The organism is Paraburkholderia sp. GAS206C (assembly GCF_050435645.1).
GTDB lineage: Bacteria > Pseudomonadota > Gammaproteobacteria > Burkholderiales > Burkholderiaceae > Paraburkholderia > Paraburkholderia phenazinium_B.
This window is the reverse complement of record NZ_JBNDKR010000018.1, coordinates 30213-51822: the sequence shown is the minus strand read 5'-3', so window position 1 is coordinate 51822 and position 21610 is coordinate 30213. Positions and strand designations below refer to the sequence as shown.

The window sequence follows — 21610 nt, the reverse complement described above, 5'->3', positions numbered from 1 at the left end:
TAGGATGGCGAATTGATTTGGGTACGACCCGGCCGTTTGCGGGCTATGTAGCGTGTCCGGGAAGAGGCTATGCCTCTTTCCTCTACATGCTGCGAGCGGCTGCGCCTGCTGTCATGGCGGCGACCCGACCCGGACGGTCAGCGCTGCCGCGTCGTCAAACGCTATCGTTGTTCAAAAGAACCGGCGGCGCCAATGTGTTTTGAGTCTGCGACAGCGGCGCGGCACTCGGAGAGTCGTAGCGACCCGCCTTCCAACGCGCACGAATGAACGGCCGATCGTGGCCGGATACCTTGAGGGCAATGTGCGTCACCCAGCGCTGTGTCGGCACATGGACGCCGTGCAGTCCGACCGTCAGCATCATGAGGCTGACAGCGACGGGCACCGCGGACAAGCGGCCCGGCTCTGCATCCCACGACCAGCGCACGAACAGCAGCGCGGTCACCGCACCGACGATACAGCCGGTGATCGCCTCCGAGGGGGAGTGCGCACTCAGCACCACACGTGACATCCCTACAGCGATGCCCGCGACCAGTCCGAGCAACACGCCCACAAGGCGAAACTTGGGCCGTGCGGGCAGCAGCATCAGGAACAGGGCAACCGGATAGACGGCAGTGGACAGCATGGCGTGACCGCTCAGGCCGGTGAAATCCAGTTCGCGCACGCCGACGCCCCAGCCGAGAAAAGCCAGCTTGGTGACGGTCACGACGCCGATTGCCACACTCAGCAGCAACAGCCAGCCCGCCGCCATGCGCCACGAGTAGCCGAGCGCCAGCCACAGCGCGATCGCAATGGCGAGCGGCAGCGTCAGGCCGGCGCCGCCGAGGCTGGTGATCGAATACCAAAGGTGATAGGACAAGTCAGGCATGGAAAGGAAACGTGGCAAGCGCCGCGTAGAATCAGGACCGCAGTTATATTTAACGCGCCAGCCGTCCATCTGGCCGACAAGGATCAAGACAGGGTTTACGTGTTCAATCTATCTGACTGTCAGTATAGACGGGAGTGCCCGACGGAGTTTGCAGGGCGGCCGTTTGGCGCCGTTTTGGCGGGAAGCGCCGACCTGCCGGTTACTCCTGCTTACGTATGAAACCCTGGGCAAAAAGTCTTGGCAATGCGCCGTACCACCGCGGACAGCCAGACACTGCGTGACTGCGAGCCCGGAAATAGGGATGCGCCAGGCGTTCGGCGCAGCATCGGAATTGGTGTTATTGTGCATTGCACAACGACCTGCGGTTCGAACCTGAGGTTTTGTAGAACAGTATCGGTCCCTTTTTGCGAGGTCACCATCCGATGGCAAAAAGTCTGACGAAAATCTGGCTCGGCGGTCTGAAGCGTCTGATGTCGATTCAGGCCAAACACGCGCGCGACGTCAAGCGCACGGCCGCGCGGCCAACCCGGCCGACGGGCAAAGTGTCCGCCAAGCTCAAACCGGTCAAACCCGTACCCACGCTGCGTACGCCCGCCAAACGCGAGACGCCCCGGCCGGGCGCGCGCGAATCGCGTGTGCGTCCGCGGGCAGCGGCCTGGGCGAGCGGATCGTGGACGCGCTCGTTCCATTCGGCGCCGGCTGCGCCGGGGCGCCTGGTCAATCATCTGCAATATGGCTTGTATGTACCGCCGGGGACGCCGTCTGCGCCGCTGCCGCTCGTTGTGATGCTGCATGGTTGCAAGCAGTCCATCGACGAATTCGCCGAGGGCACTCGCATGAACCTGCTCGCCGATCGGTTCGGCTTTGCAGTGGTGTACCCCGAGCAGTCCAAGCATGTCCACGCGCACCTTTGCTGGCACTGGTATGACGCCAGTGACACCGCCGGCGGCGCCGAGGCGCGCGCCGTGGTGTCGCTGGTCGACGCGCTGGTCGCCGAACATGGCTTCGATGGTGAGCGCGTATATGTGGCGGGGTTGTCGGCGGGAGCCGGGCTGACGGCCTTGCTCGCGACGCACTATCCCGAACGGTTTGCCGCGGTTGCGATGCATTCTGGACCGGCGTTCGGCGAGGCCCGCTCGGGGATCGCGGCAATGGACGTCATGCGGCGCGGTACACGGCACGACCCGATCGTGCTGGTCGACGAAGCTGTCGATGTCCGAGGTTTTCCCGGTATGCCCGCCGTCATTGTCCATGGCGACGCGGATCATGTGGTCGCGCCGGCCAATGCGGAGCAGTTGACGGCCCAGTTTCTGCGCCTGAACGGGTTGGTGGATGCCGAGGGCAAGCTCATAGCGGGTGAAGAGCGGGAGGAGCGCAAAGCGGGTGTCGTGACGCGCGACTATATCCGGGGCGGACGGCGCGTGGTGCGTATGTGCCGCGTTCAGGCTCTGGGTCATGCGTGGAGCGGTGGCGACGACGCGGTGCCGTTCCATTCGTCCAAAGGACCCGATGCCACCGCGCTGATCTGGGAGTTTTTCAAATATCAGCGACGCGCGACGGCGACTCGCGAGACCGAGCGTGTTTCCGTGGGAGCCGCGTCGGGCGGGGCTTAGCGGGAAAAAGACGAAGCCGGAGAACAGTAGAGCAACACCTCAGAAAAGATATCTTGGCAGAGCCTAGGGTTTTCCCTATAATACGGGTTATCCACTAGGAATTAACCCTAGATCACTGTCCGAGGTTCACCATGTATCTCTTGACCCGCTTGTTCCTGTTCCTGACGAAATCCGCTGACCAGATGGCCAAAGAGCGTAGCGACGCTTACTTGGCTGAAGCCACGGACCTGTACGACCTCGAGTTTCGGATGCGCAAGCTCGACCGTGAAGCCGCGACGCGTCACCCGGCGTGGATGACCCAGCACTAAGCAGGCTGTAGGTAGCTTTACCTGCGTTACTGTGGTTCGATCATGTGAGTGCTTACTAGCGGGTGAATCGCCCGAGTGAGTTACTTGCCGAATCGGGCCAAGGTCCGTTCACGCGCTGCCGCGTGATCGATGATCGGCGCCGGGTAGTTTTTTCCAAGCGTCACCCCGAAGTCCGCCAGACGTTCCACGCCAGCCAGCCAGGGCGCGTGAATCCACTTCGGCGGCACGTTCGACAATTGCGGAAGGTAGCGTTTGATAAAGCGCCCTTCCGGATCGAATTTCTCCGATTGGGTCACCGGGTTGAAAATCCGGAAGTACGGTTGCGCATCGCAGCCCGTTGACGCCGCCCATTGCCAGCCGCCGTTATTGGCCGAAAAATCGAAGTCGTTCAATTGCTCGGCGAAATAGCGCTCGCCGAGGCGCCAGTCAATTCCAAGATCCTTCACCAGGAAACTCGCCGTTACCATGCGCAGCCGGTTGTGCATGTAGCCCGTCTGGTTCAGCTGCAGCATGGCTGCGTCGACCAGAGGGTAGCCGGTGCGGCCATCGCACCACGCTGCAAACGCGGCGTCGGCTTGCGGACCGGTTTCCCAACGTAACTTGTCGTACTCGGCCTTGAATGTCGACCCGCTCGACAGCTTCGGGTGATACGACAGGATCATGAAATAGAAATCCCGCCAGATCAGCTCAGAGAGCCATGTCGCCGCGCCTTGTCCATCCGGCTGCAATGAAATCTCGTGCGCGAGCCGCGCCAATGTGCGGATCGACACGGTACCGAAACGCAGATGCATCGAGAGATAACTCGGACCCTTTACGGCCGGGAAATCGCGACGCTCGCCGTAGCCCGCGATCCGGGTGAGGAAATCGTCGAACAGATGCTGGGCGCCGCTCATGCCGGTAGGCAATTTCAGTTCGGCGAGATTGCTGGGCGCGAAGCCCAACTGTTTGAGCGTGGGCAGACCGTGATCCAGCCCAGCCGGCGGAGCGGCCAGATGCGCCAAATACGTCTCCACTGGATACGGCTTGAGATCGAAGGCGTTTAGCTGCTTCAACCACGCATTCTTGTACGGTGTGAACACCGTGAACGACTTGCCCTGTCCCGTGAGAATCTCGTCGCGTTCAAAGATCACCTGATCTTTGAACGTGATCAACTGGCGATCCTGCTCCGCCAACTGTTCGTGCACCGCTTCGTCACGTTCGATCGCAGCGGGTTCGTAATCATGGTTCGTGAAGACCGCTTCGACCTCGAGTTGCGCCGCCAGTGCCGGAACCGCATGGCGGGCATCGTCATGCAACACGATCAGGCCGCCGCCATTCTGACGCAGCGCCTGATCGAGTTCCTCCAACGCGGCGCGGATGAATTCGACGCGCCGGTCTTCGGGTAGATGATCCGGCCGGCGGCTACGCCATGTCTCGATGATCGGCTGCAGGATCGTCGTGTCGAATACGAAGACGCACCAGACCCGTCGGCAATGCTTCAGCGCGTAGTAAAGCGCGGCTTGGTCCGTGTTGCGAAGATCGCGGCGAAACCAGACGAGGCCGGTGTCGAATTCGGTATTCAGGTGTCGGACGCGCGTCATGAGTATCGATTGATGGAATGGGCGCGCCGTCTCAGGTCAGGCGACCTGCAAGCGCACGTCAACATTATTGCGCGTGGCGTTCGAGTACGGGCAGACCTGATGCGCCGCGTCCACCAGTTCGCGGGCCGCTTGGGCCTCGAGACCCGGCAGTGACACCCGCAGTTCGATGTCCAGTGCAAAGCCGCCATTGTCGTTCGGGCCTACGCCGACATCTGCCGTGACCGTCGTGTCCGCGGGCAACGCCTGCTTGCGCTGACCGGCGACAAACTTCATCGCACTGAGAAAGCAAGCCGAGTACCCGGCGGCGAAGAGTTGCTCCGGATTCGTGCCGACCGCGCCATTGCCGCCCAGTTCGCGCGGCGCGGCCAGCTTGACGTCCAGAACCTGATCCGACGATACCGCGCGGCCATCGCGTCCACCCGTGCTGGTTGCCGTTGCCTTGTAAAGTACGCTCATTTCGCTGCTCCTTGGTTTGGGTCGGAAGATTGCCGTGCTTCGCGCTGTCCATCGTCGAGTCGGCATGCTATAAAGATAGCTCACTAATCATTAGTGTGCAAACGAAATTGCAAATGAAAATGATAGCCACCCTGCAGGTCGTGCGAACTAGTGGTCGAGATAATCGTTGAGCGTGCCACGCAACTTTGTCAGATCGTCGCGCAACTGGATGAGGAATTCCGGAGACTGTTGTGTAGCGCAGAAAATATCGGCGGGCACGTCGCGCGCCATGCGTTTGAGCGCCGCGCCCTGCTTGGTGAGCCGGATATAAACCAGCCGCTCGTCTTCGACGCCGCGCGTTCGCTCGAGATAACCCTGCGTTTCGAGCCGTTTCAACAGCGGCGTGACGGTGGCGGAATCGAGATTCAACCGCGCCGCGATGTCCTTCACGGTCACATCGTCGCTTTCCCAGAGCACCAGCATGGCGAGGTACTGCGGATAGGTTAGCCCGAGCTTTTCGAGCAACGGCTTATACGCCTTCGTCATGGCGAGCGAGGTCGAATAGAGCGCGAAGCAGAGTTGCTCGTCGAGCGTAAGCGGAAGGGCGGGGCGTTGGGTCATGACGCGGCTCAGTCAAAAGGAAGCACGCAAATGGATTGCGCACAAACCAATTGTGACGTAATTCCGCCGTGCGCGCAGCATGCGACCGGCTAAGAACAGCAACCTGGCGCGGCGCGTAAAGATAAGACTTCAGCTAGCCGGCGTGGTGGGAAGATCAGGCGTGTCGGACGTTTGCACCCCAAAACATCCGCGATAGGTCGCGTAGAAGGAGCAGTAGAGCATCGTCGTGACGATGATCGTGGCCGGCATCAGCGCGGCGACCGCGAAATCTCCCGCGCCGAGCGCCTGCATGAGCGCGGTCAGTCCGAACGAGACGGTAGTGGCCACCGCAAACCACAGCGCGCCAAACACAATAAACGCGCCGCGATTGCGCCAGCAACTGACGATGCTGAAAAACATCGCCTTGACGGGCGACACGTCGTGCCACGCAGCGAGGATCGGCGCGAACCAGAACAGCATTGCCACCGGAATATAGAAGACCAGCGCTGCAAGGAAGCCCATCGTGATGTTGCTGTTGACGATCGTGTCCGGGTCCATCGTCGTCGTGCCCAGCATGACCTTGAGCAGCATGCCGTCATCGGCGAGCGCCGAGCCGGCCAGCACGAGCGCCATCGCGACGAGATAAAGCACCCCAAGCAGAAGCAGGCGTTTGGCGACGACCGAGCCGTACGAGCGAAAGCCGTCTACCAGAATGGTTGGAAACACCGGTTTGCCCGCGATCGTGTCGCGGCAGGCGGCCATAAAGCCCACCGCGACGCCCGGAATGAACGCGAGCGGCAGCACGCCGCCGACGTAAGGAATCTGCGCGACCAGCGTCATCACCAGCAGATACGCAAAGAACAGCGTCAGGAAGGCGAGCGGGTTCTTGCGAAACAGCCAGATACCTTGCCGAAACCATACATAGCCGGTCTTCGCGGGAACTTCAATTAGTTGCATGAGGTATGGATGCCTGGAAGTGCAACGCCGGAAAGGCGTTCGCGCAGAATGCGCTCGAAATGGCCCGGGTCGTGCGGCTTGAGCAGTTCGGCGGCCCGCGGCATATGAAAATCATACAGGCGCGAGACCCAGAAGCGGTAGGCGCCCGCGCGCAGCATGTCGCCCCAGTGACGGTTCTCTGCGGGGGTAAATGGCCGTACAGTCTGATAGGCGCGCAGCATCGCCTCGACGCGCGCGTCGTTCAGCTTGCCGGTCGTCAGATCGACACACCAGTCGTTGACGGTTACCGCCACGTCGAACAGCCATTTGTCGCAGCCGGCAAAATAAAAATCGAAGAAGCCGCCCAGACGCACTGTGTGCCCGCTGGCCGGCGCCGCGTGGGCGAACAGCACGTTGTCGCGGAACAGATCGCAGTGGCACGGACCTTCGGGCAGTGCGGCGTAGTCCGCCGAGGCGAAAAAAGCCTGCTGGTGCGCGAGTTCTTCGCTGAGCAACGCACGCTGTGCGTCGGTGAGGAACGGCAGCACGCTCGGCACGGTTTCCTGCCACCACGAGAGGCTGCGCAGATTCGGCTGGTGACGCGGGTAATCGCGCCCCGCGAGGTGCATGCGCGCCAGCATCTGACCGACCTCGATGCAGTGCTCGACGCCTGGCGCCAGTTCCGGTCCACCCTCAAGCCTGGTCACGATAGCGGCTGGCTTGCCGTGCAGCATGCCGAACAGGGCGCCGTCTTCGCGCGGCATCGGGTCCGGCACCGGCACCTGGTGCGCGGCCAGATGCTGCATCAGGTCGAGGTAGAACGGCAGTTGCCCGGCCGTCAGCTTTTCGAAAATCGTGAGGACGTATTCGCCGCGCGTCGTCGTCAGAAAGAAGTTGCTGTTTTCAATACCCGAGGAAATGCCGCGAAACTCGACGACTTCGCCGAGATCGTAATGTCGCATCCATTCAGCCAGTTGGGGTTCGGTGACAGCAGTGAAGACAGCCATGCGGGAAACGTCGGATCAGGTGGTCGGGCTGGCGCGGTGCGGCCAGTGCGGCAAGGTATGGGTAATCAGGGCAAGCGGGACAAACCGGTTGAAGGCCCGGGCGCCAGGCCGCGGGCGATTCACTGCATGCAAGCGGAGCCACCCGCGCTCCGCTGCTGGGCCGCATTCAAACGATCGATTAGTAGCTCAGGCTCATGGACGGCAGACGCGTGCTCGGATGGCCGCTGTTGTTTGCGGTAGGCGATGTGTCGAGCGGTGCACCCATGTGATAGCTCGTGCCGAAATTCGAATGCACGTCGATTTCTACCGGCTTACCCTTGTCGCGATATTCGGTAATTTCAGTGCCGTTCGGGCTCTTTTCGTAGAAACTCGGCAGACGCGGCTGGTTGATTTCGACCTTCGAGCTGACCTCAGCGGCCGGACGGTTGATCGCGGCCAGGTCAGGCAGCCCGGCCTGTTCATTGGCGGACAAGGGCGGGCTGGCGGGCGGCGTTGCGTCTGCGGGCTGGGCAGCCATCGCGGTGTTGCCGATGGCGAGCGCCAAAGCAACGGCGACGGGAAGGAGCGGCTTCATGGTCATTCTCCAATAAGGTGCCCCGATTCTAGCAAATCCAGCCTTGCCCACGCGGAGCGTCAGGCTTATTTTGCGCCGCTTTCGCGCTTCGTGTGCGCGGCATGCGCTCAAACGTGCCGACGCCCGCTGGTCCGTCCCCGGATGACCAAACGGTCAGGTTTCCGTGGTAATGTGGATTCATCACTCGAGGCGAACGAAGATGAACAACAACACCAATCAGCGCGCGGTGCAGACACCCGCCAATGACTTCCCGACCGAGGCCTTCGACGACGCTGCGGATGCCGTGACTCACCTGTCCGCTATCTACGAAGCCAACACCTCATTCCTGCGCGATGCCTTCGCGCGTTACCGGCGTAATGAGCTGTTCGAGCGCCGGGTGCGTGCGTGTTACCCGTTTGTCAGGGTGTCGACCGAGGTCAACACGCATATCGATTCGCGCCGGTCCTATGGCTTCGTGGCTGGCCCGGGCGTATTCGAAACTACCGTGACGCGGCCCGACCTGTTCGGCAACTATTATCGTGAGCAGCTGCGTCTGCTGGCGAAAAACCATCACGTGCAGATTGAAGTGGGCGTGTCGGATCAGCCCATTCCGGTCCATTTTGCCTTTGCCGAAGGGATCCACCTCGAAGGTGACCTCGATCGCGAGCGGCTGCTTGGCATCCGTGACGTGTTCGATACGCCGGATCTGCGTTTTCTGGACGATCGCATTGTCAACGGCACCTACGAGCCGGGGCCCGGCGAGCCGCATCCGCTCGCGCTGTTCACGGCCGCGCGGGTCGACTTCTCGCTGCATCGGCTCAAGCACTACACGGCGACGTCGCCTACGCACTGTCAGAACTACGTGCTGTACACGAACTACCAGTTCTACATCGACGAGTTTGTCAAACTCGGCCGCACGATGATGGGACATACGGACGACGAAGAGTTGCGCGCCTATCGCAGCGAATACACCTCGTTCGTCGAGCCGGGCGACGTGATCACCTACAACGAGAATCTCGGCGAACAGGCCGTCGAAGGCACGGCGCCGCCGCGCTTGCCGCAGATGCCCGCATACCATCTGAAGCGTGCAGACGGCAGCGGCATCACGATGATCAACATTGGTGTGGGCCCGTCGAACGCGAAGACGATCACCGACCACATTGCCGTGCTGCGCCCGCATGCGTGGGTCATGCTTGGCCACTGCGCCGGCTTGCGCAACACGCAGCGTCTGGGCGACTACGTGCTGGCGCACGGCTACGTGCGTGAAGACCACGTGCTCGACGACGATCTGCCGCTCTGGGTGCCGATTCCTGCGCTCGCAGAAGTGCAGGTGGCGCTGGAGCGGGCGGTCGCGCAGGTGACGCAGCTCGACGGCGTCGAACTGAAGCGCGTGATGCGTACGGGCACGGTGGCGAGCGTCGACAACCGCAACTGGGAGTTGCGCGATCACCGCGAACCGGTGCAGCGTCTCTCGCAGAGCCGGGCGATTGCGCTGGACATGGAAAGCGCGACGATTGCCGCGAATGGCTTCCGGTTCCGCGTGCCTTACGGCACCTTACTTTGCGTCTCCGACAAGCCCTTGCATGGCGAACTGAAGCTGCCGGGCATGGCCGACCAGTTCTATCGGGCGCAGGTGGATCAGCACTTGCAGATCGGCGTCAAGGCGATGGAGTTGTTGCGCATGAACGGTCTGCATCGTCTGCATAGCCGCAAGCTGCGCAGCTTTGCTGAGGTGGCCTTCCAATAACCGTAACCTGCTCGCTCTAGAACTGGCCGAGGCCGGTTAGCCCTATCAGGCTGCCGGCGGCCAGCAGCCAAAGCGGATGGATGCGCGTCTTGATCGCCAGCACGGCGCATACGGCGGTAATGGCCCATGCAATCAACGTCGTATCCGACGCATGCGCGATCAGCGCAGCACTTGCCGCCACTAGCCCCGCCGTCACCGGCACCAGTCCGGCTTGGGCATAGCGCCGCCACGGGCGGTCCTTAAAGCGCTCCCAGGCCTTGAGTGCGAGGATCGTCACAATCGAAGATGGACCGAACTTCGCAACCGAAGTCACCAGCATCCCCGCCCATCCGGCCACGTGCCATCCCACCAGCGTCACGACCATCAGGTTCGGGCCGGGCGCGGCCTGTGCCAGCGCGAAGAGCGCGCTGAACTCGCTGGCCGGCATCCAGTGATGCACGTCCACCACCTGGCGCTGCATTTCCGGCAGGATCGTATTGCCGCCGCCGAAGGCAAGCAGCGATAACTGGCTGAAAATGATGGCGAGTGAAATCAGGGTGCTGCTCATCGTGCGGCCCTCGATGCGAGATAGATACTCAGCGGTGTGAGCACCAGCATGGTGGGCAGCAGAGGGAAACGCAGCAGCGCGATCGCCACGAAGCCCAGTGCGGCAATAGCGATCGCGGCCGGTTTGCGCCATAGCGGCAGCAGGATCTTCACTGCCATCGCGATCAGCAGGCCTGCGGCCGCTGCCGCGAGTCCCGCAAACAGGTGGCGGATATGCGGATCGTTCTGTGTGTGCTCGTACAGCACACCGAGGCCGATCACGACCAGCGACGGCCCCGCAATCAACCCAAGCAGGCCTGCCAGTGCGCCCGGCAGGCCGCGAAAGCGCATGCCGATCGCCACCGAAAGGTTGATCACGTTGCCGCCCGGCAGGAACTGGCACAGGCCGAGCAGATCGGTGAAGTCCGAGGCGCTGAGCCAGCGGCGCCGCTCGACGATCGCGCGCCGCGCCAACGGCAGGGCGCCGCCGAACGAGATCAGCCCGAGACCGAGGAAGCCGCTGAATATCTCGCCGACGGTGGGCGGTGACGCAGGGTTGGCGTCGGTTGAAGTGAGGTTTTGATTCATGGTGCGCGCCGTGTTGTCCATGCTGCGGAGGTTAACTCCGATTCATCTTTGGGCAAAACGATTTTTCGGGCGCTTCTTTGTGATCTAGAATCACAAGCATGGTTCGCAATCTTCCCCCCTTTCCGGCGCTACGTGCCTTTGAAGCCGCGGCGCGGCATGAAAGTTTCACCGCTGCTGCGAACGAACTCCATGTGACTCACGGTGCAATTAGCCGGCAGGTCGCCGCGTTCGAGGCGTGGGTCGGCGTGCAGGTATTTCATCGTATCGGCAAGCGCGTGCGGCTAACAGACGACGGCCGCCGCTACCTGGCAACCGTCCAGGCCGCGTTCGACAGCATCGCCCTCGCGACCAATCAGCTACGCGATAGCGGCGTCGTGCATGTGCTGCGCATTAACGCGCTGCCTACGTTTGCCATGAAATGGCTGCTGCCGCGGCTCAACCAGTTTCAGCGCAAGATGCCCAACGTTGAATTGCGGCTGTCGACGTCGAGCGTGCCGTTCGAGATGCTGGAAGGCTATGACGTCGCGGTCAGGCGCGGTCCCGAACATTGGCCGAACTGTGTGAGCGGACACTTTCTTGGAGAGAGCGAGTTGCCGGTGTGCAGCCCGGCGCTATTACAGCGCTTGCCGATCAAGGTAGCCGACGATCTCGCGCGTCATGTGCTGCTGCATTCCGATACGCGGCCCGATGCGTGGCGCAACTGGCTGACGGCGGCAGGCGTGAAGGCGAAATGCCGCAAGAAGCAGTCGTTCGATCATTTCTATCTGGCGTTGCAAGCGGCTGTGGATGGCCTGGGCGTCGCCCTCGGACCATTGCCGATGCTGGCCGATGAACTGGCTTCGGGACGCCTCGTGATGCCGCTCGACGCTCCGCGAACCGACGCGCGCGGCTATTGGTGGGTAGCGCGCCGCGAAGTCGCGCACGCGCCGGTGGTCGAGCAGTTTTGCCGCTGGCTGCAGGAGCAGGGCGATCAGGCGGACGAAGCTGGGGATGCTTCGCCCGCCTGATCAACTCACGTCACAGATAGAACATCCGGTCTTCATCGGACTTCGCAGGATGCGGTTCTGCCTCGTCGCGGTCTTCGTAGAACTTCAGCACCGCTTCGAGCACCTGGTCCGGATCGTCGATCACCTGCATCAGGTTCATGTCGTCCGGATTGATGAGGCCCATCGGCACCAGCGAGTCCTTGAACCACGCCAGCAGGCCTTGCCAGAACTCGCCACCCACCAGAATGATAGGCACGTGGCGCGACTTCTTGGTTTGAATGAGCGTGAGCACTTCGGCCAGTTCATCCAGCGTGCCGAAGCCGCCCGGCATCACGATCACCGCGTCCGAGTTCTTCACGAAGGTCACTTTACGCGTGAAGAAATGGCGGAAGCGCAGGGAGATATCTTGCCACTGGTTGCCCGATTGCTCGTGCGGCAGCTCGATATTCAGGCCCACTGACGGCGCCTTGCCTGCATGAGCGCCCTTGTTGGCCGCTTCCATGATGCCGGGGCCGCCGCCGGAGATCACCGCAAAGCCCGCATCGGAGAGCTTGCGTGCGATTTGCGTGGCGAGTTTGTAGTACGGCGAGGCCGGTTTCAGACGCGCCGAACCGTAGATACTGACAGCCGGGCGAATCTCCGAGAGGTACTCGGTCGCCTCAATAAACTCTGCCATAATCGTGAACATCTGCCACGATGCGCGGGCCTTTTTGGCTGTCGCGCGCTCTTGATCTGCGAGCGATCGCAGACTCGGAATCACTTTTCTCTTGTTCATAATGCCTGAAGAACGAATCCTGGAAGCTGAGCTGGAAGGTAAGACCCTGCTACTGGTTGACGGTTCGAGTTATCTGTACCGGGCCTACCATGCGATGCCTGATCTGCGCGGACCCGATGGCGGACCGACGGGTGCGCTGTATGGGATCATCAACATGCTGCGGCGCATGCGCAAGGAAGTCACAGCAGAGTATAGCGCGTGCGTGTTCGACGCCAAGGGCAAAACGTTCCGTGACGACTGGTATCCCGACTATAAGGCGAACCGTCCGTCGATGCCGGAAGACCTCGCCCGGCAGATCGAACCGATCCACGTTGCGGTGCGCGCGCTGGGCTGGCCGCTGCTGATGATCGACCACGTCGAAGCCGATGACGTGATCGGCACGTTGAGCGTCGCTGCCCAGAAGCGCGGCATGAAGGTGATCGTCTCGACCGGCGACAAGGATCTGGCGCAGCTCGTGACGGACAAGGTCACGCTCATCAACACGATGACCAACGAGACGCTCGACCGTGCCGGCGTAGTGGCCAAGTTTGGCGTGCCGCCGGAACGGATTGTCGATTACCTGTCGCTGATCGGCGACACCGTCGACAACGTACCTGGCGTCGAAAAGTGCGGTCCAAAGACGGCGGTCAAGTGGCTTACGCAGTACGAAACGCTCGACGGCGTCGTCGCTCATGCGGATGAGATCAAAGGCGCAGTAGGCGACAACCTGCGCCGCGCGCTGGATTTCCTGCCCATGGCGCGCAAGCTCGTAACCGTGGATACGGCTTGCGATTTGACGCCGCATCTCACATCGATCGAAGAGAGCCTGACAAGCCGTCCCGAAGCGCGCGATGAACTGCGCGATATTTTCTCGCGTTACGGCTTCAAGACGTGGCTGCGTGAAGTCGAAGTGGCGGAGGTCGTGGAAGGCCCTGGCGCCGGCGTGGACGTGGCGCCTGTGATCGACGGCGAGCGCAAATACGACACCGTGCAGACGTGGGAACAGTTCGACACGTGGCTCGCGAAAATCAATGCGGCGGAACTGACCGCGTTCGATACCGAAACCACCGCGCTCGATCCGATGCTGGCGCAACTCGTCGGCATTTCGCTGTCGGTCGAGGCGAACTCGGCCGCGTATATTCCGGTGGGGCACCGCGGGCCTGATCATCCTGTGCAGTTGCCGCGCGACGAAGTGCTCGCGAAGCTGAAGCCGTGGCTCGAAAGTGCCGAGCACAAGAAAGTCGGCCAGCACATGAAGTACGACGAGCAGGTGCTCGCGAACTACGGCATCGCGATGAACGGCATCGAGCACGACACGCTGTTGCAATCGTATGTGCTCGAATCGCATCGCACGCACGATATGGACAGCCTCGCGCTGCGTCATCTCGGCATCAAGACGATCAAGTACGAAGAGGTTGCGGGCAAGGGTGCAGGGCAGATTGGTTTCGACGAAGTCGCGCTCGAACAGGCCGCGGAATACGCAGCGGAAGATGCTGACATCACGTTGCGTTTGCATCAGGCGTTGTATCCGCAGGTTGCCGCAGACGCAGGTTTGAAGCGCGTGTATAGCGACATCGAGGTACCGACGTCCCGCGTATTGCGCAAGATGGAGCGCAATGGCGTGCTGATCGACGCTGAAAAACTGCGCCAGCAAAGCAATGAAATTGCGGCGCGGCTGATCGAGCTGGAGACCGAAGCTTATGTCCTCGCCGAGGGCGAATTCAATCTCGGCTCGCCCAAGCAGATCGGGCAGATCTTCTTCGAGAAACTGCAATTGCCGGTGGTCAAGAAGACGCCGAGCGGCGCGCCCTCGACCGATGAAGAAGTCCTGCAGAAGCTGGCTGAAGACTATCCTTTGCCCAAGCTGCTGCTTGAACACCGTGGCCTGTCGAAGCTGAAGTCCACGTATACCGACAAACTGCCGCGCATGGTCAACGCGCAGACGGGCCGCGTGCATACCAACTATGCGCAGGCGGTGGCGGTCACCGGACGGCTTGCTTCGAACGATCCGAATCTGCAGAACATCCCCGTGCGCACGGCGGAAGGCCGTCGCATCCGTGAGGCATTCATTGCGGCGCCGGGTCGCAAGCTCGTCTCCGCGGATTATTCGCAGATCGAACTGCGCATCATGGCGCATATCTCGGGCGATGCGTCGCTGCTGCGTGCTTTCGCGCAGGGCGAGGATATTCACCGCGCCACCGCTGCGGAGATCTTTAGCGTGACGCCGCTCGAAGTTTCGAGCGATCAACGGCGCGTCGCCAAAGTGATCAACTTTGGCCTGATCTACGGGATGAGCGCGTTCGGTCTGGCTGCCAACCTCGGCATCACGCGCGATGCGGCGAAGCTTTATATCGACCGCTACTTCGCGCGCTATCCCGGCGTCGCAAGTTACATGGACGAGACCCGCGCGAGCGCGAAGGAAAAGGGCTACGTCCAGACCGTGTTCGGACGCCGCCTGTGGCTGCCGGAAATCAACGGCGGCAACGGACCGCGTCGTCAGGCTGCGGAACGCGCTGCCATCAACGCGCCAATGCAGGGCACCGCAGCCGATCTGATCAAGATGTCGATGATCGCCGTGCAGGACTGGCTTGAGGCGTCGAAGGTCGGCACGTGCATGATCATGCAGGTGCACGATGAACTGATCCTCGAAGTGCCCGACAGCGAACTGTCCGAAGTACGCAAGCGCTTACCTGAGCTGATGTGCGGCGTAGCCGCGCTGAAAGTGCCGCTGGTCGCCGAAGTGGGTGCGGGCATGAACTGGGAAGAGGCACATTGACGCAGAGTTGACTATCAAGCGATATCGTCGTGCGCATGTCACATATGCGCCTTGATGGCTTGTGGCAAACCCTGCTGCTCGCAGACAATCTCTGACAGACGGCCCCTACGCGGATGACGCCGGCCGTCTCGACGCACAACCGATCGGCAAATACGGAGAACTGCGATGCATCGTTTTATCGTCATTGGTGGAGGTGCGGGAGGACTGGAACTGGCGACCCGTCTTGGCGATCGCTATGCCTCACACAAGTACAAAGGCCAGGAGCGTGTGCAGGTCACGCTCGTCGATCGCAATCCAACCCATATCTGGAAGCCACTGCTGCACGAAGTGGCGGCCGGCAGCATGGACCCCTTCACGCAGGAACTCGCCTATGCGGCGCAGGCGCGCTGGCATCACTTCGAGTTTCAGCAGGGCGAACTGAAGAGCCTTGACCGCGCGGCGAAACGCATCACGCTTGCGGCCGTGATGGATGACGAGGACGGTGCGGAACTGCTGCCGCAACGCGAACTGGAGTACGACACGCTGGTGATTGCCATCGGCAGCACCACGCATTTCTTCGGCGTGCAGGGCGCGCCGGAATACTCGCTTGCGCTCGATACGGTGAGTCAGGCCGAGCGCTTTCGCAAACGCCTGATCGCGGCCTGCGTGCGTGCGGAGCATCAGGCGCACGAGCTGGTGGAGTCGACGCCGGACGCGACGACCCCGTCGACGGAGCCGCGCATTCAGGTGGCGATTGTCGGCGGGGGAGCGACGGGCGTCGAATTGTCAGCGGAATTGCGCAACACCGCTCAGGTGTTGTCCGCGTATGGACTGCATAAGCTCGATCCGCGCCACGACGTCGGCATTGTGCTGATCGAGGCGGGGCCGCGGATCTTGCCGGCCTTGGCGGAGCGCGTGTCGACCGCGACCGCGGAACTGCTGACGAAGCTGGGCGTAAAGTTGATGACCGGCGAAACCGTAGCCGAAGTCGCGCCCGGAGTGGTGCGAACTGCCAGTGGTAAGGCGATTCGTGCCGATCTGACGGTGTGGGCAGCGGGCATCAAGGCTCCCGCAATCCTGAGCCAGCTCGACGGCCTGCCGGTCAACCGGCTCGGCCAGCTTGTCGTGCGCCGCACGTTGCAAACCGAAACCGACGACAACATTTTCGCGCTTGGCGATTGCGCCGCTTGCCCGTGGCCGGGCAACGAACGCAACGTGCCGCCGCGCGCGCAGGCCGCTCACCAGCAGGCGAGTTTTCTGCTGACTGCGCTGGCAGCGCGGCTCGAAAATAAGCCGCTGCCGGAGTTCACCTATCGGGACTTCGGCTCGCTCGTTTCGCTCGGGCATTTCAGCGCGGTGGGCAACCTGATGGGCGGGGTGATCGGCGGCAATATGCTGATCGAAGGTCTCTTTGCGCGCTTTATGTATATGTCGTTGTACCGCTTGCATATTGCCGCGCTGCACGGGTACGCCCGCATGGTGCTCGACACCTTTGCGCATTGGCTGCGTCGTACGACGCTGCCGCGGGTGAAATTGCACTGAGGCTGAGGTTGGGGCAGAGGGCGGCTCGAGGCCGCCATTCGGGCGCCAGACGGACATCAGGCAAGCCACTGCAAGAGGATGCGCACGAGCGTATCCTGTGGCCTTTGCCTCGTCCGTCACCGCCGTTCACTGCCCATCACTCAAGGAGTGCCGCATGCTGAAGCCCGAAGTCGACAGCCTGGTTCCACACGTCCCCTTCAATCGACGCACCTTCATCAAGGCCGCACTCGGCAGTGGATTTGCCGCTGCCGTGTTGCCGGTGTCTGCTCAAACCATCCATACCGATAGCGACGGGCTCGAAGCCGGCGAGATCGCCGTGCATTCCGGTGACACGCTGGTGCCGGCTTATCGCGCGCAGCCAGCGGGCAAGACGCATTTGCCGGTGATCATCGTCGTGCACGAGGTTTTCGGCGTGCATGAACATATCTCCGATGTCTGCCGGCGCTTCGCCAAGCAGGGCTATCTGGCGATTGCACCGGACCTCTATGTGCGGGAAGGCGATGCGTCGGTGTATCCGACGATCCAGCAACTGAGCGAGCAACTCGTTAGCAAGGTTCCCGATGAGCAGGTGCTGGCCGATATCGATGCGACGGTCGCGTGGGCTGGGCAGAACGGTGGCGACCTGAACCGGCTCGGCATCAACGGCTTCTGCTGGGGTGGGCGGATTACGTGGCTGTACGCCGAACACAATCCGCGCGTGAAGACGGCGGTGGCGTGGTACGGCCGGGTGGCCGGCGATCACACGGCAATGACGCCCGAGAATCCGATCGACCGCGTGGCCGATCTCCATGCGCCCGTGCTGGGCCTCTATGGACTACAGGATCAGAGCATTCCGCAGGACACCCTGGCGCAGATGAAGCAACTGATTGCGCAGGGGCCGGAGGCAGGGAGAGGCTCGCAGTTCGTCGTCTATGACGATGCGGGGCACGCGTTTTTTGCGGACTACCGGCCGAGCTACAAGAAGGTCGACGCCGAAGATGGCTGGCGCCGCGCGCTGGTCTGGTTCAAGCAGCACGGGGTATAGCGTCGGCGTTGCCGGTAAGGGTCGGTAAGGCGCGGCGGATGACGGCGGCCATGCTGCGCGCCCGCCATCCGCCATCTGCTCTTACGGGTTCGGCCCGGTCGCAACCGGTCGTGCCGGATTGGAACTCCATTCACTCCACGATCCTGCGTAAAGCGCTGCGCCATGCAGACCCGCGACCTCCATCGCCAATGCGTTGACGCAGGCCGTCACCCCCGAGCCGCATTGCAGCACGACGTGATCGGGCGCGATGCCCGGCAACAGCGCCTGGAATTCTTCTCGCAGTGAATGAGCCGGCTTGAAGCGGCCGTCGGCCGTCAGATTGTCTTTGAAGAAGCGGTTCAACGCGCCCGGGATGTGTCCACCGACCGCGTCGAGCGTTTCGTTCTCGCCGCGATAGCGATCCGCAGCGCGCGCGTCGATCACCACCCGCTCGTGCGTACTGAGATTGCGCTCCACCGCCTGCACGTCGAAGGTGACCGCGAGCGGCGCGCCCGCCTTGAAATCACCAAGGCTTTGCGGCGCAACATCTTGTGACAGCGCGTAACCCGCTGCCTGCCAGGCCTGCAGCCCGCCGTCGAGCAGCGCGACCGCGTCGTGCCCGAGCCAGCGCAGCAGCCACCAGGCGCGCGCGGCGTACATGCCGCCTTGCGCGTCATAGGCAACGACCTGCTGACCCTGCTTCAGGCCGAGTGCGGCCAGCGCGGCGACCAGCGTGGCGCGGTCCGGCAGTGGATGGCGGCCATTGGCGCCGGTCTTCGGGCCCGACAGATCGTGGTCCAGGTTCAGATACTGCGCACCGGGCACGTGGCCCTCGGCATAGGCCTTTGCACCGGCTTCGGGATTGGCCAGATCGAAACGGCAGTCGATCACGAATACGCTGCCGGGCGCAGCGGCGAGCCGTTCCGCGAGATTCGTCGCGGAGATCAACGTGGTGTAATGAGTGTGCGGCATGACGGCTCCTCTGTCGGCCGGAGTGAGCGCTTTAGCGCTTACCCCGGTCCCATGCAAGATAGTTGCGGAACGGACGACTTCGGTGCGTGCAGCGGGGACATGTAGCGATGCCCAAGCCGCTCAACCGACTGATGTGTTAAGTCTAAACAAAAAAAGACGGGCCGAAGCCCGTCTTTCCATCAATGCTATCACCGCGTGCGCCATATGACGCTACCGGTCAGATCGTGCCGAGCTCTCGGCGCAGGAACTCGTGGAAGTGCTGCATGCCGTCTTCCATCGGGCTCTGATAAGGGCCAACCTGCGACTCGCCCCGCTCCATTAACGCGCGGCGGCCGGCGTCCATCCGCTCGGCAATTTCGTCGTCTTCGCGGGCCGTTTCCATGTAGGCGGCGCGCTCAGCCTCGATGAACTCACGCTCGAACAACGCGATTTCCTCGGGGTAATAGAACTCCACGACGTTGGTGGTTTTCTGCGGACCGCGCGGAATCAACCATGAAACGACCAGCACGTGCGGATACCACTCGATCATGAGGCCCGGGTAGTACACCATCCAGATTGCGCCGAAGTCGGGGGCTTTGCCCTCGCGGAAGCGCAGCACCTGATCGTGCCACTTGCGATACGTCGGGCTGCCCGGCTTTTCGAGTCCCTTGTGGACGCCGACCGTCTGCACGCTGTACCACTCGCCGAATTCCCACTCGAGGTCGTCACAGGAGACGAAGCTGCCGAGGCCTGGATGGAACGGCGCGACGTGGTAGTCCTCGAGGTAGACCTCGATGAACGACTTCCAGTTGTAGTTGCACTCGTGGACTTCGACATGATCGAACATGAAGTTCGAGAAGTCGAAGTGCTGCTTGGTGCCCAGACGTGCCAGATCTTTGGCGACGTTGCGCCCTTGCGCTTCGAACAGCAGCCCTTGCCAGTTCTGCAGCGGCGTGGCGCCGAGATTCAGGCAGGGGTTGTCCGCAAAATGCGGTGCGCCGAGGAGCTGACCGTTCAGATCGTAGGTCCAGCGGTGCAGGGGGCAGACGATGTTCTCCGTCTGGCCGCGGCCGTTCAGCATGATGGCTTGCCGGTGGCGGCACACGTTCGACAGCAGTTCGATTTTTGACTGCTGGTTACGGACGAGCACACGCCCTTCGCTCTCGCTGGGCAAAGCAAAATAACTCCCCGCATCTGGCACCATGAGTTCATGGCCGATATAGCGAGGACCTTTCTTGAAAAGGGTTTCGATTTCGCGCGTTAGAAGCGCTTCGTCAAAGTAAGCCGTGACTGGCAGCTGGCTGTGAACAGACCGCAACTGCAATGCATTGCTCAGATTGGACATTCCCACTCCCGATGAAGACGTGAAAGCAGTGAACAACCCAACCATCGAAGATTCGATTTAGGGAGCCCGCGATTATACCCGTTTCCCCTTGCTTGGGGCGACTAAGTGTCTGATTTGGGTCAAAATTGTGAAGATGGTTCACTCCTTTCGTCCGAGCAAAAAGGATTTTTTTCTGTCACGCTCTGGTTGAGCCGTAAGGGGAGCAAGCGGGGCGGAGGGCGTCGAGCGGATCGGATAAGTCGCTTTTGCCGTAGAATGTCCGACTTGTTTTAATTTTGCGACCATTCATGGCGAAGACCGCATCGAAGGACACCGCTGCAACACCTGAGGGCGTCGACAGCACGCCGCTGCCCGAGAATTACGAAGCGGCGCTGGCGGAGCTGGAAGGGCTCGTTGCGCGGATGGAAGGCGGCAGTCTGAGTCTGGAGGAATCGCTGTCCGCGTACCGGCGCGGCGCGAGCCTTGTGACGTTTTGCCAGCAACAACTGGAAAAGGTCGAGCAGCAGGTGCGGGTCCTCGACGGCGAGACCCTCAAACCGCTGCCCATGAGTGGCGCAGGCACAACCGCTACAGAGAGCGGGGACGACCTATGACTTTCGAACAATGGATGCACTCGGTACTCGAGCGCGTCGAGACGGCACTCGGACACTACTTGCCGGAGCCGGCCGTCGAGCCGGCACAACTGCACGAAGCGATGCGCTATGCAGTGCTGGGCGGCGGTAAACGGGTGCGCCCGTTGCTTTGCCACGCCGCCGGCGAGCTGACCGGCGCTCGTGTCGAATGCCTCGACGCGGCCGCGGCAGCGCTGGAGATGATCCACGTCTACTCGCTTGTGCACGACGACATGCCCTGCATGGACGACGACGCGCTGCGTCGCGGCAAACCCACGGTGCATGTTCAGTATGATGAGCCGACCGCGCTGCTGGTCGGCGACGCGCTGCAATCGCAAGCTTTCGTTACGCTGACGGCCGACGTGCTGCCGCCGGCGCAACAGGCGGCGCTGGTGCGTGAGCTGGCACTGGCGAGCGGTTCGATCGGCATGGCTGGGGGCCAGGCGATCGATCTGGCGAGCGTCGGTCACACGTTGACCCGGCCGCAACTCGAAACGATGCACCGCATGAAGACCGGCGCGCTGCTGCGCGCTTCGGTTCGCATGGGGGCACTGGCGGGCGAAGCGCCTGGCGCGGACGCAATGCGTTCGCTCGACGCCTACGCGGCCGCTGTGGGTCTCGCGTTCCAGGTCGTGGACGATATTCTCGACGTCACGACCGATTCCGCGACGCTCGGCAAAACGGCAGGCAAAGACGCGAAGGACGGCAAGCCGACCTACGTGTCGATTATTGGGCTCGAGGCGTCGCGCGAACTCGCCGCGCAACTGCGCACCGACGCCCACGCTGCAATCGCGCCGTTTGGCGCGCGGGCGCAGCGTCTTGCCGAACTGGCTGACCTGGTGGTGAACCGGGTGAGCTGAACGCGAAAGCCCGCCGCCGCGCATTTGCTACGACGAATGCGTGAAT

The 21610-nt window shown here is 62.1% G+C and carries 21 protein-coding genes; 9 read left to right on the top strand and 12 right to left on the bottom strand.

What is annotated here, in order from left to right:
- Nucleotides 1-154: 154 nt before the first annotated feature.
- Complete coding sequence (locus P3T20_RS36065) at nucleotides 155-865, bottom strand: phosphatase PAP2 family protein (protein WP_429289419.1); 711 nt, start codon at nucleotides 863-865, stop codon at nucleotides 155-157.
- A gap of 422 nt (nucleotides 866-1287) precedes the next feature.
- On the opposite strand from P3T20_RS36065, the gene P3T20_RS36060 reads away from it, so the two are divergent.
- Nucleotides 1288-2478: an extracellular catalytic domain type 1 short-chain-length polyhydroxyalkanoate depolymerase gene (locus P3T20_RS36060; RefSeq protein WP_429289418.1), complete on the top strand. Its 1191-nt coding sequence runs from the start codon at nucleotides 1288-1290 to the stop codon at nucleotides 2476-2478.
- A gap of 131 nt (nucleotides 2479-2609) precedes the next feature.
- Nucleotides 2610-2786, top strand: coding sequence for a DUF3563 family protein (locus P3T20_RS36055; RefSeq protein ID WP_074266570.1), 177 nt, complete (start codon nucleotides 2610-2612; stop codon nucleotides 2784-2786).
- 80 nt (nucleotides 2787-2866) lie between these two features.
- On the opposite strand, the gene P3T20_RS36050 is transcribed toward P3T20_RS36055, so the two are convergent.
- The 6 genes from P3T20_RS36050 to P3T20_RS36025 form a co-directional block, all read right to left on the bottom strand.
- On the bottom strand, nucleotides 2867-4366 hold the full coding sequence (locus P3T20_RS36050; RefSeq protein ID WP_429289417.1) for a cryptochrome/photolyase family protein: 1500 nt from the start codon (nucleotides 4364-4366) through the stop codon (nucleotides 2867-2869).
- A 36-nt stretch (nucleotides 4367-4402) separates the two neighbouring features.
- Complete coding sequence (locus P3T20_RS36045) at nucleotides 4403-4822, bottom strand: organic hydroperoxide resistance protein (RefSeq protein ID WP_429289416.1); 420 nt, start codon at nucleotides 4820-4822, stop codon at nucleotides 4403-4405.
- 147 nt (nucleotides 4823-4969) lie between these two features.
- A complete protein-coding gene (locus P3T20_RS36040) occupies nucleotides 4970-5422 on the bottom strand; it encodes a MarR family winged helix-turn-helix transcriptional regulator (RefSeq protein WP_429289415.1) in 453 nt (150 codons plus the stop codon).
- 129 nt (nucleotides 5423-5551) lie between these two features.
- The gene (locus P3T20_RS36035; RefSeq protein WP_429289414.1) at nucleotides 5552-6358 is read right to left on the bottom strand and encodes a BPSS1780 family membrane protein; all 807 of its coding nucleotides are present in this window, start codon (nucleotides 6356-6358) and stop codon (nucleotides 5552-5554) included.
- Complete coding sequence (locus P3T20_RS36030) at nucleotides 6349-7344, bottom strand: homoserine kinase (protein WP_429289413.1); 996 nt, start codon at nucleotides 7342-7344, stop codon at nucleotides 6349-6351. Before P3T20_RS36030 ends, P3T20_RS36035 begins: the two co-directional genes overlap by 10 nt.
- A gap of 178 nt (nucleotides 7345-7522) precedes the next feature.
- Complete coding sequence (locus P3T20_RS36025) at nucleotides 7523-7918, bottom strand: hypothetical protein (RefSeq protein ID WP_074266564.1); 396 nt, start codon at nucleotides 7916-7918, stop codon at nucleotides 7523-7525.
- Nucleotides 7919-8117: 199 nt separating this feature from the next.
- Between P3T20_RS36025 and P3T20_RS36020 the strand changes: the two genes are divergently transcribed.
- Nucleotides 8118-9644: an AMP nucleosidase gene (locus P3T20_RS36020; protein ID WP_074266563.1), complete on the top strand. Its 1527-nt coding sequence runs from the start codon at nucleotides 8118-8120 to the stop codon at nucleotides 9642-9644.
- A gap of 16 nt (nucleotides 9645-9660) precedes the next feature.
- On the opposite strand, the gene P3T20_RS36015 is transcribed toward P3T20_RS36020, so the two are convergent.
- Both P3T20_RS36015 and P3T20_RS36010 read right to left on the bottom strand, forming a co-directional pair.
- Complete coding sequence (locus P3T20_RS36015; RefSeq protein ID WP_074266562.1) at nucleotides 9661-10191, bottom strand: chromate transporter; 531 nt, start codon at nucleotides 10189-10191, stop codon at nucleotides 9661-9663.
- Complete coding sequence (locus tag P3T20_RS36010; RefSeq protein WP_429289412.1) at nucleotides 10188-10757, bottom strand: chromate transporter; 570 nt, start codon at nucleotides 10755-10757, stop codon at nucleotides 10188-10190. Before P3T20_RS36010 ends, P3T20_RS36015 begins: the two co-directional genes overlap by 4 nt.
- 98 nt (nucleotides 10758-10855) lie before the next feature.
- On the opposite strand from P3T20_RS36010, the gene P3T20_RS36005 reads away from it, so the two are divergent.
- Entirely contained in the window at nucleotides 10856-11764 is a 909-nt protein-coding gene (locus P3T20_RS36005) for a transcriptional regulator GcvA (protein WP_429289411.1), read from the top strand.
- Nucleotides 11765-11774: 10 nt separating this feature from the next.
- Here P3T20_RS36005 and P3T20_RS36000 read toward each other — a convergent pair whose 3' ends face one another.
- Nucleotides 11775-12518 (bottom strand): TIGR00730 family Rossman fold protein, encoded by a 744-nt coding sequence (locus P3T20_RS36000; protein ID WP_074266560.1) that lies wholly within the window; start codon nucleotides 12516-12518, stop codon nucleotides 11775-11777.
- Nucleotide 12519: 1 nt separating this feature from the next.
- On the opposite strand from P3T20_RS36000, the gene polA reads away from it, so the two are divergent.
- From polA to P3T20_RS35985, 3 genes are all read left to right on the top strand, one after another.
- Nucleotides 12520-15273 (top strand): DNA polymerase I, encoded by a 2754-nt coding sequence (gene polA, locus P3T20_RS35995; protein WP_429289410.1) that lies wholly within the window; start codon nucleotides 12520-12522, stop codon nucleotides 15271-15273.
- Between the two features lie 165 nt (nucleotides 15274-15438).
- A complete protein-coding gene (locus P3T20_RS35990) occupies nucleotides 15439-16794 on the top strand; it encodes an NAD(P)/FAD-dependent oxidoreductase (RefSeq protein ID WP_074266558.1) in 1356 nt (451 codons plus the stop codon).
- A 154-nt stretch (nucleotides 16795-16948) separates the two neighbouring features.
- The gene (locus tag P3T20_RS35985; protein WP_429289409.1) at nucleotides 16949-17818 is read left to right on the top strand and encodes a dienelactone hydrolase family protein; all 870 of its coding nucleotides are present in this window, start codon (nucleotides 16949-16951) and stop codon (nucleotides 17816-17818) included.
- An 81-nt stretch (nucleotides 17819-17899) separates the two neighbouring features.
- On the opposite strand, the gene P3T20_RS35980 is transcribed toward P3T20_RS35985, so the two are convergent.
- Nucleotides 17900-18769 (bottom strand): sulfurtransferase, encoded by an 870-nt coding sequence (locus tag P3T20_RS35980; protein ID WP_074266556.1) that lies wholly within the window; start codon nucleotides 18767-18769, stop codon nucleotides 17900-17902.
- A gap of 217 nt (nucleotides 18770-18986) precedes the next feature.
- Complete coding sequence (locus P3T20_RS35975; protein WP_074266555.1) at nucleotides 18987-20093, bottom strand: aromatic ring-hydroxylating oxygenase subunit alpha; 1107 nt, start codon at nucleotides 20091-20093, stop codon at nucleotides 18987-18989.
- A 287-nt stretch (nucleotides 20094-20380) separates the two neighbouring features.
- Between P3T20_RS35975 and P3T20_RS35970 the strand changes: the two genes are divergently transcribed.
- Both P3T20_RS35970 and P3T20_RS35965 read left to right on the top strand, forming a co-directional pair.
- Nucleotides 20381-20686, top strand: coding sequence for an exodeoxyribonuclease VII small subunit (locus tag P3T20_RS35970; protein WP_074266554.1), 306 nt, complete (start codon nucleotides 20381-20383; stop codon nucleotides 20684-20686).
- Entirely contained in the window at nucleotides 20683-21564 is an 882-nt protein-coding gene (locus tag P3T20_RS35965; protein WP_074266553.1) for a polyprenyl synthetase family protein, read from the top strand. The genes P3T20_RS35970 and P3T20_RS35965 overlap by 4 nt, the downstream gene beginning before the upstream one ends.
- The last annotated feature ends 46 nt before the right edge of the window (nucleotides 21565-21610 follow it).